Origin of the sequence: Rahnella laticis (genome assembly GCF_015644585.1) — a bacterium.
GTDB lineage: Bacteria > Pseudomonadota > Gammaproteobacteria > Enterobacterales > Enterobacteriaceae > Rahnella > Rahnella laticis.
The window spans coordinates 188,249-203,556 of record NZ_JADOBI010000006.1 but is presented as its reverse complement, the minus strand read 5'-3'; the positions used below and the strand labels follow the sequence as shown (position 1 = coordinate 203,556).

Genomic DNA, 15,308 nt, shown 5'->3' with positions numbered 1-15,308 from the left:
CGGCACATTGCATTTCTACAGGTGTTGCGCAATAATCCCTCAATCGACGATTTGAGTGTAATTCATTACTGAAAGGAATTTCAAGCTGAAAGAGCCAATTTTGCAAGATATTGCAGCAACGCGTGCCATGATGCATCTGGTGGCGAAGCTGCATTACGAGTCTGATATGTCTCAGGTGGAGATTGCGCGCAAGCTGGATGTTTCAACGGCGACAATCTCGCGGCTGCTGAATAAAGCCCGTGCGGCGGGCATTGTGCGTATCGAAGTGGTGGGATTATCTTCGCCGGAAGACATGACGTCTGACCTGATTAACCGCCTCGGGCTGAAGCACGCGTATGTGGTTGATGCGCCGCCGGGCAATGTGCTGGGTGCGCTGTCGACGCCGCTGGCCGCGTTATTGCAGGAAGCCGGTTTAGGTGCCGGTTCGGTGCTGGGCATTGGCTGGGGAAGGGCGGTGCGCGAGGTGACACTGGCCGGAATGCCGCGTTTGCCGGGCATTATGACCGTGGCGCTTAATGGCGGAATGCAGCAGTCTGCGCCGCATTTTCAGATCACCGAGTTCGTGCGCCGCGCGGCTGAACAGATGGAAGGCACGCCGTATTTTCTGCATGCGCCTTACATTTCTTCGGCAGAATTGCGTGATGCGTTTCTCGCGGACGGCAGCGTGCAGGAAATTATTTCCCTGTGGGACAAGCTGGACGCGGCGATTGTCGGCGTCGGCCTGACGCATACGCCGAAACCGAGTGAATCAACCACGGCGACGCCGGGCGAACAGGCGCTCAGCGATGCGGCGGGCGACGTGTTGCGCCACTACTTCACGGAATCCGGTGAGTTATTGCACTGGGAAGGCGAGGAGCGAATGATTGCGGCGTCGGTGGAACAGCTGCGCAAAACGCCGCTGACCATTGGAGTGGCCGCGACGCCGGAAAAAGCCGCCGGGATTATCGGCGCGGTGCGTTCGGGCATGATTAACTCGCTGGTCACCGACGTGAATACCGCGCAGGCGATTCTGGATAAACTGCCGGTGGCGTGAAGCGCTGTTTTTTTCACCAGAATATGCGCCAAAGAAAAAGGCATTCCCTTTGCGGGGAATGCCTTTTTAGCGTTCAGCGGCGGCGGTTACAGGCTTTTCAGAAACGCCAGCAAATCGTCATTCAGCTGATCCTGATGCGTGACCGCGAAACCGTGCGGTGCGCCTTCGTACACTTTCAGCTGTGAGTTTTCGATCATCTCAGCGGCCAGTTTGCCGGTGGCTTCAAACGGCACAATCTGGTCGTTGCTGCCGTGGATAACCAGCGTCGGCACGGTAATTTTTGCCATATCCGGTCGGAAATCGGTTTCAGAGAAAGCGGTCACGCAATCCACGGTACCTTTGAGCGAGGCCAGCAGCGCGATATTCAGCGTCTGCGTCATCACGCCGTCGGAAACGGTCATGCCCTGATTGGTGCCGTAGAACGGCGTCGCGAAATCACTGATAAATTGCGCGCGGTCTTTCAGTAAACCGGCTTTGATGCCGTCAAAGGCCGCTTTATCAATGCCTTGCGGATGATCGTCTGTCTTAATAAACAGCGGCGTCACCGCGCCGAGCAGCACTAAACTTGAAACGCGCGCTGTACCGTAACGGCTGATATAGCGGGTTACGTCGCCGCCGCCCATGGAAAAACCGACCAGCGTAACGTCGTGCAAATCGAGGTGTTCAATCAGATCGTTGATATCTGAAGCAAATGTATCGTAGTTGTACCCTTCCCACGGCTGGTCTGAACGGCCAAAACCGCGGCGGTCAAAAGCGATGGCGCGATAACCGCGTTCGGCCAGGAAATTCATCTGACTGTCCCACATATCCGCATCCAGCGGCCAGCCATGGCTGAATAAAACCGTCTTACCTTTTCCCCAGTCTTTGAAATAAATTTGAGTGCCGTCTTGCGTGGTGAATGTGCTCATTTGTCTTTCCTCAGCGAGTGATTTTGCAGGGCTTTAAGTGAATGTGTGTTGTGCTGCAATAAACAGTAGACGCTTCTTAGGAATAGTCATAATGCGTTATTTTTAATAACTCGTTAAAAGATTTTGTTGTTACTAACTCACTGACTGTATGGAATATTTTTGACTGTATATATTGGCGAAAGCCTGTCAAAAAAATCTGAACAACTTCGCAAATTCTTTCCGCTATCTGCGTTTTAACCTCTGCCGTATTGTGATTTCCAGCAGCACAACAACACAACGTTAAATACAAACACACAACCCAACAATGCACTCTGAGAGGAAATGAAAATGTCTAAATTCGATCTGCTGGACCCACAGAACTCCACCCTGATTTTCATCGACCATCAGCCACAAATGTCTTTCGGCGTCGCAAATATCGATCGCCAGCAGCTTAAAAATAACACCGTCGCTCTCGCTAAAGCAGGCAAAGTTTTTAACGTGCCGGTGATTTACACCTCCGTCGAAACCGAAAGCTTCAGCGGCTATATCTGGCCGGAACTGCTGGCGGTTCACCCGGATGTGAAGCCGATTGAACGTACCTCCATGAACTCCTGGGAAGACGCGGCGTTTGTGAAAGCCGTTGAAGCGACAGGCCGTAAAAAACTGATTATTTCCGCACTGTGGACCGAAGTGTGTCTGACTTTCCCGGCCCTGATGGCGCTCAAAGAAGGCTACGAAGTGTATGTGGTGACCGACACCTCCGGCGGCACCAGCGTGGATGCGCATGAACGTTCCATCGACCGAATGGTGCAGGCCGGTGCCATCCCGGTGACCTGGCAGCAGGTTCTGCTCGAGTACCAGCGCGACTGGTCTCGCAAAGAAACCTACGACGCCGTCATGGATCTGGTTCGCGAACACAGCGGCGCCTACGGCATGGGCGTGGATTACGCCTACACCATGGTGCACAAAGCGCCGCAGCGTAAAGCTTAAAAATACCGTCATCCTTCAGGCTACAGGCGCGTTGGCTGCGTTCAGTCACCCGAATCACTTACTTGAGTAAGCTCATCGGGATCCCTTCGCTTGCCGCCTTCCTGCAACCCGAATGATTTAGGTATTTAACTTTTATTAACGCCGGAACTGCGCTGCGAGCGGGTTCCGGCAGGAGAGAATGATGCGTAATGCACCTGTTTCCGGCCTGTCGGTTCCCGTTGTTCGTTTTGCGTTTATCCGCTGGTTTGCCCTGCTGGCCCTGTGTGCCGCGTATTTGCAGGGCGGTCTGGTTAAGTTATTTGATTTCGGCGGTGCGATTGCCGAAATGCAGCACTTTGGATTGTCCCCGGCGGCGCCGATGGCCGCTGCCGTGATTATTCTGGAACTGGGCGCATCGGCGCTGATCCTTTCCGGACGTTTTCGCTGGGCGGGCGCGCTGGCCCTGGCGTTGTTTACCGTCGTCGCCAACTTTATGGCAAACGCCTTCTGGCAGGCATCGGGACATGACCGGGCGATGCTGATGAACGGTTTCTTTGAACATATTGGTCTGGCCGGCGCATTTATTTATGTCGCGTGGGATGACCTGAAGGGGCGCGCATGAGCCAGAATAACGCCAGCATCAGCGTGTTTCGCATGCCGACGCCGATTTGCAAAGCGAGGTAACGCGTTATCACCGCGGTGAAAATAAGCCGGTGGTTCAGCATTATTTGTCTGTGAGATAAAAAGCAGGAAAGAAAAAAGGCCGCGCAATGCGGCCTTTCGGCTTAAACGGGCAACGATTATTCCCGGCTGTAAACGGAACAGATGCCGTCGAAATTCTGTAAATGTTCGCGCCACCACATGGCGGCGTTGCCGGTGGCCTTTTCGTTCCAGGCCATAAAGGCCTGATCGCGGCGGGTTTCAGTATCCAGACGGCGTTCTACCAGCGCACCGCTTTCCAGATGCGGCGCGGCCAGATAACGCGGCAGATAACCGCAGCCCAGGCCGGCGACCTGTGCGTGAACTTTGGCGTTGAAGTCGTGAACGCTCAGCATTTTCTGCTCGTCCAGCACGCGCAAATCCGTGCCTGCGCCATGACGCGACGTATCGTGAACCACCACCGCGCGGTACTGACGGATTTGTTCACGCAATAACGGCTCCGGCAGCGAGGCCAGCGGGTGATGCGGCGCGACGGCAAACACATATTCCAGCCAGCCAATAGGGCGGTATTCTATGCCGCTGCGCGTGACCGGTTCCTGCACCGCGCCGAAAACAATGTCGGCTTCGCCGTAGCTCAGCGCTTCCCAGCAGCCAGCGAGTACGTCGTGGCGAAACAGAAGTTGCGTGTGCTGATGTTGTTCGTAAAAGCGGTCGATAAGTGGCGTGAGCAGGGCGAAAGGGACGGAAGCATCGACGCTGATCGTCAGTTTGCTTTCCCAGCCGCTCTCGACATATTGCGCCTGTTGTTCCAGCTCACTGACCGCACGCAGTAAAACGCGGCCCTTTTCCAGCATCAGACGGCCGGTTGGCGTAAATGTCGCGCGGTGCCCGGAGCGGTCCAGCAGTTTGATACTCAGGTCACTTTCCATTTTCTGCACGGTATAACTGAGCGCAGACGCGGTTTTAAACAGTCTGGCCGCTGCCGCAGCAAAAGTGCCGTGACGATCCAGCGCATCCAGGATCAGCAGCGCTTCAAGGCTTAGTCGCATTATTTCCACCACCCCCAAAATTTGTTTAACAACTTCCCAAAAAATTTCCGTTATCAATAACTGTTCGCATTTCGTATTGTTCATCAATATAACGCAACAATCAGTTAACCAGAACAGCGGTTAACCAGAAGGAACATCCTGTGACTTACCCACATCAGCCCGAACACATCACCCTGGTGATTACGCACGGCGTGCAGCGCGATAAGCTGTCGGAATACGAAGGCTGGCTGGAAAAGCTGAAGGCGGATTCAGCCCGGTTTGTCGGTTACGAAAGTGTTAACGTTTTACGCCCGGTACACGGCGAAACGATTTACACCGTGCTGGTGCGTTTCGATAACATCGATAATCTGTATGGCTGGATCCAGTCAGACCAGCGCGAAACCCGCGAGGCTGCGTTAGCCAACTTACTGAATGGTCGGGAATATATTGAAATGCGCACGCAGGCGTAGTTTTCGCCGGTCAGAATTTACACTTTATTTTAGCTGCATGAGTTGAAGGCTGTACGGATAGCCAGTATTATCGGCCGTTGTTTTTTTAAACGATATCTTCCCCGATAACAACAGGTCAGCGATTTTGTGGAATCCGGAAAAAGAGCTTTTTACTGAGCTTTATAAGTACCCTGAACATCTTCGTCATACGCTCGAAAACTTACCGTCCCGCTCCGGGGTTTATATTTTCTATGGCGACGATAAAGCCTTTCCGCTGTATATCGGCAAAAGTGTGAATATCCGCAGCCGCGTGATGTCGCATTTCCGCAACGCCGACGAAGCCAAACTTCTGCACATGACGCGGGATATCGAATACATCGAAACCATCGGTGAAGTCGGTGCGTTATTGCTGGAATCTGACCTGATTAAAAACCGGCGTCCGCTGTTTAATAAGCGTCTGCGCAACACCCGCAAGCTGTGTTCAATCCGCCTTCATGGCCTGACCGCCACGGTTGTTTTCAGCAATGAAGTGGATTTTTCCCACACCGATGATCTGTATGGTCTGTTCAAAACCAAAATGTCCGCGCTGGAAAAAATCCGCGATATCGCCGATCAGGAAAAGCTGTGTTATGGCGCGCTGGGGCTGGAGAAACTGGCAAAAAACCGTGCGTGTTTCCGGTTCTCTCTGGGGAAATGTGCCGGTGTGTGCTGCGGAAAAGAATCGCCAGAAGCCCACCAGGAACGCCTGAAAAATGCGCTCAGCACCCTGAAAGTCCGCAACTGGCCGTATCCGGGACGCATCGCCATCGTGGAAGAAGCCAGCGGCGTGACGGAATATCACGTCATCAATCACTGGTTCTATCTTGGCACGGTGAAAACACTGGAAGACGCTAAAAAGTTTGATATCGCCGTCCCGCACTTTGACCGCGACAGTTATAAAATCCTCTGCAAACCGTTGTTTGAAACAGACAGCCCGAAGGTGATATTGCTGGACTGAGGGCAATAAAAAAGGCTTCTTTCACGCTGTTGCGGCTTCGGCCGGGCATCGTCGTCGTTAATACTCAGCGCCTAACCGGTGTGATCTGGTGGCGGCAGAATCCTTTACTTGTTTAACTTACGCCGTTCAGAAATCCATTCCTGCACTTCAATCGGAAAGGTATCTGGCGCTTTGCGGAAGGTTTTTCGCGCCAGATCTAAAATCGTATGCCGGGAAAGTTCTTCTTCCATACGTTGCTGTGCGCTGTCCATCACTGCGCGGATCCCGCACGGCCCTTCGCACGCCCAGGCGGGGGGCTTATCTTCAAAGACAGCCAGTCGCTGACGGATCTCTTTACATTCGAAAATGCCTTTTGCTCCATCGATGGCCTGTACAACATCCAGCATTGTGATCAATGCAGAGGAGCGGGACAGCCGGAAACCACCGCCTTTTCCCTCGCTGCTCACGACCAGCCCGCTGCGTGAAAGCCGGGTGAAAATTTTTGCCAGATAATCGTAAGGAACGCCCTGCAATTCTGCTATTTCACGGACATTCATTTCCCGATCGTCACCATTGATATCGACCATGCTAACCAGGCTGTGAATGCCATATTCAACGCCAGAACTGTAAAATGCCATAGTAAACTCCGCTATATCTTATCTTAGTCATTATACAGGAATTGCTTGTAACTGAAAGGGCCGGTTTGGCATGCGTTTTTTTAAATAAATAATATTAATGTTATTAATCATGTTCTTAATTTTAGTTAACGTTTGCTTTTTCTCTTAACTACGAAAACTATTGTCGCAGTTAACTACGACATGTATAGTCGCAGTCATCCCAGGGATATGACCTGACAATCAAAGGTAGGACTCATGAAAAAGCAAATTCTTATTCTCGGCAGCGGCTTTGCAGGTATGTGGGCAGCAATCAGCGCGGCGCGTCTGGCGCATATGAATGATCGCGATGACATCGTCATTACCGTGTTAGCACCACAGCCTGAACTGCGTGTGCGTCCGCGGTTCTATGAAAACCATGTGGCGTCGCTGGTTTCTCCACTCATGCCTCTGTTCACGGCGACGGGCGTAAACTTTATCGCCGGCAGCGTAGAACGCATTGATACCAATGAAAAAATTGTCTGGTACAAAGATGCGCAAGGCGGAACTGTTTTCGCAAGTTACGACCGCCTGGTGCTGGCAACAGGCAGCAATGCAAAACGGGCACCGGTTCCGGGTGTGGAGAAACATACATTTGATATCGATCAGCTTGAGTCGGCCCAGGTATTTGAAAAACACCTGAGTTCACTGGTTAATCAGGCTCCGACGCCAGCGCGCAATACCGTCGTGGTGTGCGGCGGTGGTTTCACCGGAATCGAACTGGCAACCGAATTACCGGCGCGGCTTCGCGAATTGTTTGGCCCTGGGATCCAGACCAAGGTTGTCGTAGTCGAGCGCGGCGCTGTTATCGGTGGCCGCTACAGCGAGGCGTTGCGCGGTGTTATTGAACAGGCATCGGAAGCGCTTGATATCGAATGGCGTCTTAACGCTGAGATCACCGCCATCGACGAAAATGGCGTCACGTTAAAAGATGGAAGCCACATTGCTTCATCCACCGTGGTGTGGACTGCCGGTGTACAGGCTAATGCGTTAACTGAACAGTTTGTGGCGGAACGGGATAACCAGGGGCGTTTATACGTTGATGAAAACCTGCAAATTCGTGGCGTGCCCGGTGTCTATGCAACCGGCGATGTCGCAAATGCCGCCAGCGATGATGTCGGGAATACGGCGCTGATGACGTGTCAGCACGCTATTCAGTTGGGCAAATTTGCGGGGAATAATGTCGCGGCAAGCGTTCTGGATTTACCGCCAATTCCTTACCGTCAGGTGAACTATGTGACCTGTCTTGATCTGGGGAGCTGGGGGGCTGTTTATACCGAAGGGTGGGATCAGAAAGTGCAGTCAGTGCGCGAGGAAGCGAAAAAAATCAAAATTGCCATTACCAACGAACTGATTTATCCGCCAAAGGCTGAACGTGAAATTGCCTTTTCCGCTGCTGACCCGCTGGCTAAATTTGTCTGATTAAACAATCTTCATAATTCTCCCGGAAAGATTCTCCGGGAGAATTATTCATTTCAACATCCGTGTGCTAAAAAGGTTATCGCTAACCTTTTTATGCGATTAACGCATGGTCACAAACTCTTCCGCGCCGGTCGGGTGGATTGCGACGGTGTTGTCGAAGTCTTTTTTGGTGGCACCCATTTTCAGTGCGACCGCAAAGCCCTGCAGCATTTCGTCCATGCCGTAACCGATGCCGTGGATACCGACGATTTTCTCTTCTTTACCAACGCACACCAGTTTCATGCGGCATGGCTGACGGTGCTGTGTGACCGCTGTATACATCGCGGTGAACGCGGATTTATACACTTTCACGTTTTCTACGCCGTACTGTTCGATAGCCTGCGGTTCGGTCAGGCCGACCGTGCCGATTGGCGGATGGCTGAACACGACAGTCGCGATGTTGCTGTAATCCAGATGCTCGTCCGGTTTGTTGTTGAACAGGCGCTCGGAAAGACGACGACCTGCAGCAACAGCCACTGGCGTCAGTTCAACAGCGCCGGTGTTATCGCCCACTGCGTAAATGCCCGGAACGCTGGTGTTCTGGAATTTATCGACGACGATGTAACCTTTTTCGTTGGTTTTCACGCCGGTCGCTTTCAGGTTGAAGTTGTCGGTTTCCGGTTCGCGGCCAATTGCCCAAACCAGGCTGTCGACTTCAAATTCCTGACCGTTTTCCAGTTTCAGCGTCAGGCTGCCATCTGCATTTTTCACCACTTCTTTCGGAATGGATTCTTTGTGCAGCGCAGGGCCTTCGGCTTCCATGACTTCAACCAGCGTATCAACCATCAGCGGATCAAACGTGCGCAGCGGCGCATGTTTACGCACGAACAGGTGAGTTTCAGCGCCCAGTCCGTTCATCACACCGGCGATTTCCACGGCGATGTAACCTGCGCCGACAACCGCAACGCGTTTTGGCATTTCGGTCAGATCAAAGAAACCGTCGGAATCGATGCCGTATTCTGCACCCGGAATATTGGGATGGCTCGGACGACCGCCGGTGGCGATCAGGATGTGATCTGCGGTGATCTTCTCGCCGTTCACTTCGACGGTGTGAGCGTCAACAAAGCGCGCAAAACCTTTGATCACATCAACGTTATTTTTGCCCAGCACGTTGTCGTACGAGGTGTGGATACGGTCGATGTAGGCGGTACGGTTGGCGACCAGCGTTTTCCAGTTGAAACTGTTCACGGTGGTGTCAAAGCCATAATCCGGGCCGTAGTTGCGGATAGCTTCTGCGATTTGCGCGGCGTGCCACATCACTTTTTTCGGGACACAACCCACGTTGACGCATGTACCGCCCAGCTCTTTAGCTTCGATCAGCGCACATTTTTTCCCATACATAGCTGCACGGTTGATTGATGCGATACCACCGCTGCCGCCGCCAATTGCCAGATAGTCATAATGTTTGGTCATCGGATTTTCCATGAGTTGTCGAAAATGAAGTACGCCTTACCGGCGTCGCTAATCTTAAAAATTGCCTAAGAGTTTAACTGGTTGTGGAAAAGATTGGATCAATGATTGCGATAGGTTTGATAGCTAAGGCCTATCCCCGTCACCCTTCAGGTTGCCCCTTCGTTGGCTGCCTTCATTCACCCCGGTCACTTACCTGAGTAAGCTCCCGGGGATTCATTCAGTGGCCGCTTTGATGCAACCCGAATGATTTTGGGGATTACAGAATTCAGGAGGGAATGACTTACTCGGGCACAACCCAGTTCACGGTGGTGTGGCCGGTGCCGGAAGGAACCAGCACTTTCAGCAGCCACGGCAGCACGTTGTTCATCTGCTGTTCGAGCTTCCAAGGCGGGTTAATGACAATCATGCCGGAAGCCGTCATGCCGCGCTGATCGCTGTCCGGGCGCACGCCCAGCTCGATTTGCAGAATACGGCGGATGCCGGTGGCTTCGAGATCACGCAGCATTTTTTTGATCTGCTGGCGCATCACGACCGGATACCACAGCGCATAGGTGCCGGTGGCGAAACGTTTGTAGCCTTCCTGAATGCCTTTTACCACGTCCTGATAATCGGTTTTCATTTCGTACGGCGGGTCCATCAGGATCAGCCCGCGACGGGACGGCGGCGGTAACTGAGCTTTCAGCTGCTGATAACCGTCGGCACGCGCAACGCGGGTACGGTCATCTTTCTGGAATTCACTGCGCAGTAACGGGAAATCGCTCGGGTGCAGTTCGGTCAGGTGCAGTTTGTCGTCTTCACGCAACAGCTGACGGGCAATCAGCGGCGAACCCGGGTAATAACGCAGGTTTTCGTTGCGGTTAAAGTGATTCACGACGGACATGTAAGCCGCCAGTTCTTCTGGGATATCATCACGTTGCCAGATGCGGGCGATGCCTTCCAGATATTCGCCGGTACGTTCGGCGTGTTCGCCACTCAGCTGATAACGCCCGGCACCCGCGTGGGTGTCGAGATAAAGGAAGGGTTTTTCTTTTTCTTTCAGAGATTCAATGATCAGGCTCTGAACAGTGTGTTTCAGGACGTCGGCATGGTTGCCGGCGTGAAAACTATGGCGGTAACTCAACATAACTTTTTTGTTCCGGAGTGGCGTATTGCGGACAGTATAAACATTCGGCCTTCAAGTTGCCCGTAAAACGCCGCTATCTTACTTCCCAACCCAGCTGTTCTTAATTTTGAACATGTCCGCGCGGTTAAAACTGATGGAGTAGTTGAAGGCTTTGCCGTCCTCCAGCTTGGTGACGCCGGAGACTTTCAGCATCGGGCTGCCGGTTTCGATGTTCAGTAATGCGCAGAGCGTTTCGTCGAACAGCGCGGCCTCGATCACCGAGTTATAGAATTTAATTTTCCGCCCGGTTTTGTTTTCAATATATTCATATAACGACGCTTCCTGTAAAACGGCTTCTGGAATTGATGCTATGACAGCGCAGGGAATATACGAATCTTCAATCAGCACCGGGATATTATCAACCAGCCGGATACGGCGAATATAATGAACGTCGTCATCCGGATGAATATCCAGCTGAGCGGCGATATATTCTCCCGCAGAAATTTTGTTTAACGTAATCAGTTTGCTGGAGACTTTGACCTGATTTTTAAATTCGCGTGAAAACCCTAGAATAGAATCGCTGGTGCCGTTATTGAGCAAATAAACGTTATCTTCAATGACTTTGGTGACATACATGCCTTTGCCGTGGATGCGCTCGATAAAGCCTTCCTGTTCCAGCACATGCATCGCTTTTTGCAGGGTGACGCGCGTGACGTCGTAGTGCAGCGCTAATTCCCGCTCAGAAGGAATTTTGTCCCCGACACGATATTCTTTATTGAGGATCGCCTGTTTCAGGCTGTTTTTAATATCAATGTAACGGGCGGCCATGGCGTAACGCCTTTTTTGCAGCGGTTTATTTTCGGGCAGTATAAACAGAACCTGCAGAGGTGTCATCCGGGCGCGCCGCCGTGAAAAATGCGCAGCGCGCCGGGGGACTAACGGAGTTTAATCAGCGCCGGAGCGGGTTGCTCAAAGGCGCGATGCAGAATTTCCATGGTGGTCATCACGTCCTGCTGAGAAATATAAGGCGGTTTTTTATCCACCAGCGTGGCGTACACCGCGTCGTAAACCCGGCCATAATCGCCGGTTCCTGCATCGACTTTTTCAGTGATAATTTCACCGCGCTGATTCTTGTATTTCAGCAAGCCGAATTCAGACTCCTGCCCGAAATGAGGGCTGCCCGGCATGATTCCGGCTTTAAGACAGGTTTCCTGCTGGTCGATATTCAGTTTGATAAATGATCCGTTTTCGCCGTGAACGATGAATTTCGGGTAAGGCTGCATGGCCAGATGGCTGCATTTCACCATTGCTTTGATATCGCCGTAATAAAGCTGCAATTCAAACGTATCGTCAGGGTTATTTTTATTCCGGACAGAGCGGATATCGTAATGCACAAATTCAGGCCGCCCGAAGAGACTGACGACCTGATCGATAAGATGTACGCCCAGCCCGTAAAACGCGCCGTGGGTGAAATCACCCGGCGCGTCCGGCGCGTCGGGGCGGAAATAATCGAAATGGCTTTCGAACTCGACGAGTTTTCCGAGCACGCCGCTGTTAATCACTTTTTTAGCGGCCAGAAAACAGCTGTCGAAACGGCGGTTCTGGAAAGGGGTGACCGTTAAGCCTTTTTCTGCGGCCAGAGCAAACAGCGCTTCCGCTTCTGCCAGCGTGCGGGTAAACGGTTTTTCGACGATGACGTTTTTGCCGTGCTCCAGGCACTGACGGGCGTAATCGTAGTGCGTTTCCGGCGGGGTACACAGCGTCACCAGCCGGATGCTTTCATCGAGCAGAATGTCGTTCAGGTTGTCGGTGAAATGAATGCCCTGATATTCGCTTTCGGCTTCGAGCGCCGTGCGGCGGGTCACATCAAAAATCGTTTTTACGCGAAACGTGTCGCGGCGCTGAAAAACGTAAGGCAAATGGTAACGTGTGGCACTTTTACCGAACCCTATAAATGCACTGTTTATCATCATGATAACGAACTCCCTTTGAGAAGATTTATGCACTGACCTGCGGCGTGTTTACCGGGGTTTCGGCGGATTCAGCCGCCAGTTGTTTCTTTTCCAGCAAACGGAAGAAGGGATAATAAATGATTGTCGAAATAATAATCATGACGCCTGACCAGATTGCCGCAGGAATATTTCCCCCGGTGGCGAAATAGGCATTTAAAAACGGCGGCATAGTCCAGGGGATCTGCAATACCGGACGGCCGATGATATTAAATTCCATCAGGAAATAAGACATCGTACACAGCAGCATCGGCGTGACAATTAACGGCAACATCATCAGCGGATTGAAAACCATCGGCACGCCGAATATCACCGGCTCATTAATACAAAACAGGGAAGGGGCGAACGCCATTCTGCCCAGCGATTTATAATAACGGCTTCTGGATACCATCATCGCCAGCACTAAGCCCATCGTCGCGCCGGATCCGCCGGTACAAATGAAGAAGTTATAAAACCCTTCGGCAAAGATATGTGGAATAGGCTGATGGCTGAGATAAGCCTGCGTATTTTCGACGATGAATTTCAGGAAGATTGGCGCGGTAATACCGGATAACACGTTGGTGCCGTGTATTCCGCAACACCAAAGCAGCGAAATCAGAAATACCAGAATTAACATCCCCGGCAATGTCCCCAGGCCAATCACCAGCGGGCTGAGGATCATCGTGAAGAACGCGTTGATATCAAAGTGCAAAATCATCCTGACGAACCAGACCAGTGCCAGGCAGACAAACGCCGGGATCACGCTGACGAAAGACTGCAACACCGCAGGTGGCACGCTTTCCGGCAGCCGGATGTAGATTTTATGTTCGATGAAAAAGCGGATGATATACACCGTCAGCACCGACAAAATAATGGCGGAAAATAACCCCGACGCGCCGAGATTATCGACGTTCAGCAGGTAATTATCATCAAGTTGCGCCATCAGAAAAACGGCCACGGTAATACCGCTGCACGTCAGGCCATCGAGTTTGTAGTGTTTCGCGAGGTTGTAGCTGATGCCGATGGCGGAAATTAAACCAATAATGCCGAACGTGACGATAACCGGCACATTCAGCGCCGTGCCAAAGGTGCCGAGATATTCCGTCCAGCCGGGAATGGGCAGGTTGGCGATAATTAAAAATACGCTGCCGGCAATAATAAACGGTAACGTGAGCGTGATGCCATTTCTGACGGCCACCAGAATCACGTTTTCCCCGACTTTCACCAGACAGGGCACCACGCGGGATTCTAAAAACTTCATCATGATATTTTCCCCGCCTTGCCGAATTTGTACTGAGGCAGGAAAGGCCGGTTTGCCGCCAGATATTCATCGAGAATTTTCCCGGCAATATCCACGGACGGGATCAGCGGATGCACCGACAGCGCCATTAATGCCGTGGAATAATCGCCGGTGACGGCGGCTTCAACGGTGAGTTCTTCAAACGCTTTAACGCTCTGGATCAGCCCGCGAATTTTCACCGGCAGGCGGCCATAAGCCAGCGGATGCGCGCCCTGACGGTCAATCACGGCGTTGGTTTCCACCACGCTTTCATCGTCCAGATCGCGCGTTGCGCCCCGGTTTGGCGTATTCACGACGTGGATTTCTTTCTTATCGTTATAAATTGAGCTGATGATGGAACAGGCCGTTTCCGAGTAATACGCGCCGCCGCGGCTTTCCAGCTCTTTCGGTTTGGACTCAAGCTGAGGATTTTTATAAATCTCAAACAACCGGTGTTCAATTTCGCGGGTCTGCTCGCCGCGTGTGCCGTGCGCTTTGCTGTCCTGAAGGCTGTGTTCGACCATTTCCCGGCTGAGATAAAAGTATTTCAGGTACGAGAGCGGAAACAGGCCGAGCGCGCGGATAAAATCAGGCGGTAAGCCAATGTCCGGGACATTTTTTAACGAGCTGCCGCCCGCGCCTTTCGCCAGCTTTTCAATAAATTCTGCGGTGACGTCCTGGCCTTTTACCGCAATCCGATCGGCAAAAATCAGGTGGTTCAGTCCCATCACTCTGGCGTAAACGTCGCGGCGCTCAACGCCGTAAACGCCCGCAACGTCCATCATCATGTTGTTCGCGCCGCTGCAAATGCCCAGTGTTTTTATCGGGGAGTATTTTTCGATGGCTTCCGTGACAATTCCGGCGGGATTGGTGAAGTTGATCAGCCACGCCTCCGGGCACAGCCTTTCCATATCGCGGCATAAATCCAGCAGGACGGGAATGGTGCGCTGTGCTTTCATAAAGCCGCCCGCGCCGGTAGTTTCCTGCCCGAGGACGCCGTATTTCAGCGGAATGGCTTCATCGTGAATGCGTGCTTCCTGCTGGCCGACGCGTAACTGCGTGGTGACGAAATCCGCGTCAAACAGCGCTTCGTTGCGGTGGGTGGTGAGGTGAACCGTCATCGGCAAACCCGATTTTTTCACCATGCGTTTTGCCAGTTCCCCGACAATTTTCAGCTTCTCCGCGCCCGCGTCGATATCCACCAGCCAGTAGTCGGAGACCGGCAATTCATCATAACGGCGGATAAAACCTTCAATCAGTTCCGGCGTGTAACTCGATCCGCCGCCCAGCGTGACAATCTTGAGTTTTTTCATTTTCCTTTCTGTCCCTGATGTGATTTTTCTATATTGAGTAACTGGCATATGCCAGATGAAAAATAACACGATTAACCCTGCTGTAAATAAGGTTTAT

Annotated in this window: 15 protein-coding genes and 1 pseudogene; 7 read left to right on the top strand and 9 right to left on the bottom strand. The window is 52.2% G+C overall.

Annotated features, from left to right (window positions below):
* Positions 1-100: 100 nt before the first annotated feature.
* On the top strand, positions 101-1,033 hold the full coding sequence (locus IV433_RS15150) for a sugar-binding transcriptional regulator (protein ID WP_218522032.1): 933 nt from the start codon (positions 101-103) through the stop codon (positions 1,031-1,033).
* A gap of 86 nt (positions 1,034-1,119) precedes the next feature.
* Here IV433_RS15150 and IV433_RS15145 read toward each other — a convergent pair whose 3' ends face one another.
* Positions 1,120-1,941, bottom strand: coding sequence for an alpha/beta fold hydrolase (locus IV433_RS15145; RefSeq protein WP_195814829.1), 822 nt, complete (start codon positions 1,939-1,941; stop codon positions 1,120-1,122).
* Positions 1,942-2,268: 327 nt separating this feature from the next.
* Between IV433_RS15145 and IV433_RS15140 the strand changes: the two genes are divergently transcribed.
* The 3 genes and pseudogenes from IV433_RS15140 to IV433_RS26300 form a co-directional block, all read left to right on the top strand.
* Complete coding sequence (locus IV433_RS15140) at positions 2,269-2,910, top strand: hydrolase (protein WP_101077598.1); 642 nt, start codon at positions 2,269-2,271, stop codon at positions 2,908-2,910.
* A 181-nt stretch (positions 2,911-3,091) separates the two neighbouring features.
* Positions 3,092-3,511, top strand: coding sequence for a DoxX family protein (locus IV433_RS15135; RefSeq protein WP_195814828.1), 420 nt, complete (start codon positions 3,092-3,094; stop codon positions 3,509-3,511).
* 22 nt (positions 3,512-3,533) lie between these two features.
* Positions 3,534-3,632: pseudogene (locus tag IV433_RS26300) on the top strand (hypothetical protein); the annotation flags it as partial.
* A gap of 57 nt (positions 3,633-3,689) precedes the next feature.
* Here IV433_RS26300 and IV433_RS15125 read toward each other — a convergent pair.
* On the bottom strand, positions 3,690-4,598 hold the full coding sequence (locus tag IV433_RS15125) for a LysR family transcriptional regulator (protein WP_195814827.1): 909 nt from the start codon (positions 4,596-4,598) through the stop codon (positions 3,690-3,692).
* 140 nt (positions 4,599-4,738) lie between these two features.
* Between IV433_RS15125 and IV433_RS15120 the strand changes: the two genes are divergently transcribed.
* On the top strand, positions 4,739-5,047 hold the full coding sequence (locus IV433_RS15120) for a transporter (protein ID WP_195814826.1): 309 nt from the start codon (positions 4,739-4,741) through the stop codon (positions 5,045-5,047).
* A 124-nt stretch (positions 5,048-5,171) separates the two neighbouring features.
* Positions 5,172-6,023: an excinuclease Cho gene (gene cho / locus IV433_RS15115; protein ID WP_195814825.1), complete on the top strand. Its 852-nt coding sequence runs from the start codon at positions 5,172-5,174 to the stop codon at positions 6,021-6,023.
* Positions 6,024-6,127: 104 nt separating this feature from the next.
* On the opposite strand, the gene IV433_RS15110 is transcribed toward cho, so the two are convergent.
* Positions 6,128-6,640 carry an RrF2 family transcriptional regulator gene (locus IV433_RS15110; protein ID WP_195814824.1) on the bottom strand — a complete coding sequence of 171 codons (513 nt, stop codon included), beginning with the start codon at positions 6,638-6,640 and terminating at the stop codon, positions 6,128-6,130.
* Positions 6,641-6,874: 234 nt separating this feature from the next.
* Between IV433_RS15110 and IV433_RS15105 the strand changes: the two genes are divergently transcribed.
* On the top strand, positions 6,875-8,077 hold the full coding sequence (locus tag IV433_RS15105; RefSeq protein ID WP_195814823.1) for an NAD(P)/FAD-dependent oxidoreductase: 1,203 nt from the start codon (positions 6,875-6,877) through the stop codon (positions 8,075-8,077).
* 99 nt (positions 8,078-8,176) lie between these two features.
* Here IV433_RS15105 and gorA read toward each other — a convergent pair whose 3' ends face one another.
* From gorA to IV433_RS15075, 6 genes are all read right to left on the bottom strand, one after another.
* Positions 8,177-9,529, bottom strand: a complete 1,353-nt coding sequence (gorA, locus tag IV433_RS15100; RefSeq protein WP_195814822.1) for a glutathione-disulfide reductase — start codon at positions 9,527-9,529, stop codon at positions 8,177-8,179.
* 280 nt (positions 9,530-9,809) lie between these two features.
* The gene (locus tag IV433_RS15095) at positions 9,810-10,652 is read right to left on the bottom strand and encodes a 23S rRNA (adenine(2030)-N(6))-methyltransferase RlmJ (protein ID WP_013573521.1); all 843 of its coding nucleotides are present in this window, start codon (positions 10,650-10,652) and stop codon (positions 9,810-9,812) included.
* Between the two features lie 78 nt (positions 10,653-10,730).
* Complete coding sequence (locus IV433_RS15090) at positions 10,731-11,525, bottom strand: GntR family transcriptional regulator (protein ID WP_229893407.1); 795 nt, start codon at positions 11,523-11,525, stop codon at positions 10,731-10,733.
* 41 nt (positions 11,526-11,566) lie between these two features.
* A complete protein-coding gene (locus IV433_RS15085) occupies positions 11,567-12,604 on the bottom strand; it encodes an oxidoreductase (RefSeq protein ID WP_195814821.1) in 1,038 nt (345 codons plus the stop codon).
* Positions 12,605-12,629: 25 nt separating this feature from the next.
* Positions 12,630-13,883: a PTS sugar transporter subunit IIC gene (locus IV433_RS15080; protein WP_195814820.1), complete on the bottom strand. Its 1,254-nt coding sequence runs from the start codon at positions 13,881-13,883 to the stop codon at positions 12,630-12,632.
* Positions 13,880-15,211, bottom strand: a complete 1,332-nt coding sequence (locus tag IV433_RS15075) for a 6-phospho-beta-glucosidase (protein ID WP_195814819.1) — start codon at positions 15,209-15,211, stop codon at positions 13,880-13,882. The genes IV433_RS15080 and IV433_RS15075 overlap by 4 nt, the downstream gene beginning before the upstream one ends.
* Between the last annotated feature and the right edge of the window lie 97 nt (positions 15,212-15,308).

What these genes read in the sequence shown, in the direction of transcription:
- IV433_RS15145 (WP_195814829.1), bottom strand. Translation starts at nt 1,941, where the DNA reads ATGAGCACATTCACCACGCAAGACGGCACTCAAATTTATTTCAAAGAC.
- IV433_RS15140 (WP_101077598.1), top strand. Translation starts at nt 2,269, where the DNA reads ATGTCTAAATTCGATCTGCTGGACCCACAGAACTCCACCCTGATTTTC.
- IV433_RS15135 (WP_195814828.1), top strand. Translation starts at nt 3,092, where the DNA reads ATGCGTAATGCACCTGTTTCCGGCCTGTCGGTTCCCGTTGTTCGTTTT.
- IV433_RS15125 (WP_195814827.1), bottom strand. Translation starts at nt 4,598, where the DNA reads ATGCGACTAAGCCTTGAAGCGCTGCTGATCCTGGATGCGCTGGATCGT.
- IV433_RS15110 (WP_195814824.1), bottom strand. Translation starts at nt 6,640, where the DNA reads ATGGCATTTTACAGTTCTGGCGTTGAATATGGCATTCACAGCCTGGTT.
- IV433_RS15105 (WP_195814823.1), top strand. Translation starts at nt 6,875, where the DNA reads ATGAAAAAGCAAATTCTTATTCTCGGCAGCGGCTTTGCAGGTATGTGG.
- gorA (WP_195814822.1), bottom strand. Translation starts at nt 9,529, where the DNA reads ATGACCAAACATTATGACTATCTGGCAATTGGCGGCGGCAGCGGTGGT.
- IV433_RS15095 (WP_013573521.1), bottom strand. Translation starts at nt 10,652, where the DNA reads ATGTTGAGTTACCGCCATAGTTTTCACGCCGGCAACCATGCCGACGTC.
- IV433_RS15090 (WP_229893407.1), bottom strand. Translation starts at nt 11,525, where the DNA reads ATGACACCTCTGCAGGTTCTGTTTATACTGCCCGAAAATAAACCGCTG.
- IV433_RS15085 (WP_195814821.1), bottom strand. Translation starts at nt 12,604, where the DNA reads ATGATGATAAACAGTGCATTTATAGGGTTCGGTAAAAGTGCCACACGT.
- IV433_RS15080 (WP_195814820.1), bottom strand. Translation starts at nt 13,883, where the DNA reads ATGATGAAGTTTTTAGAATCCCGCGTGGTGCCCTGTCTGGTGAAAGTC.
- IV433_RS15075 (WP_195814819.1), bottom strand. Translation starts at nt 15,211, where the DNA reads ATGAAAAAACTCAAGATTGTCACGCTGGGCGGCGGATCGAGTTACACG.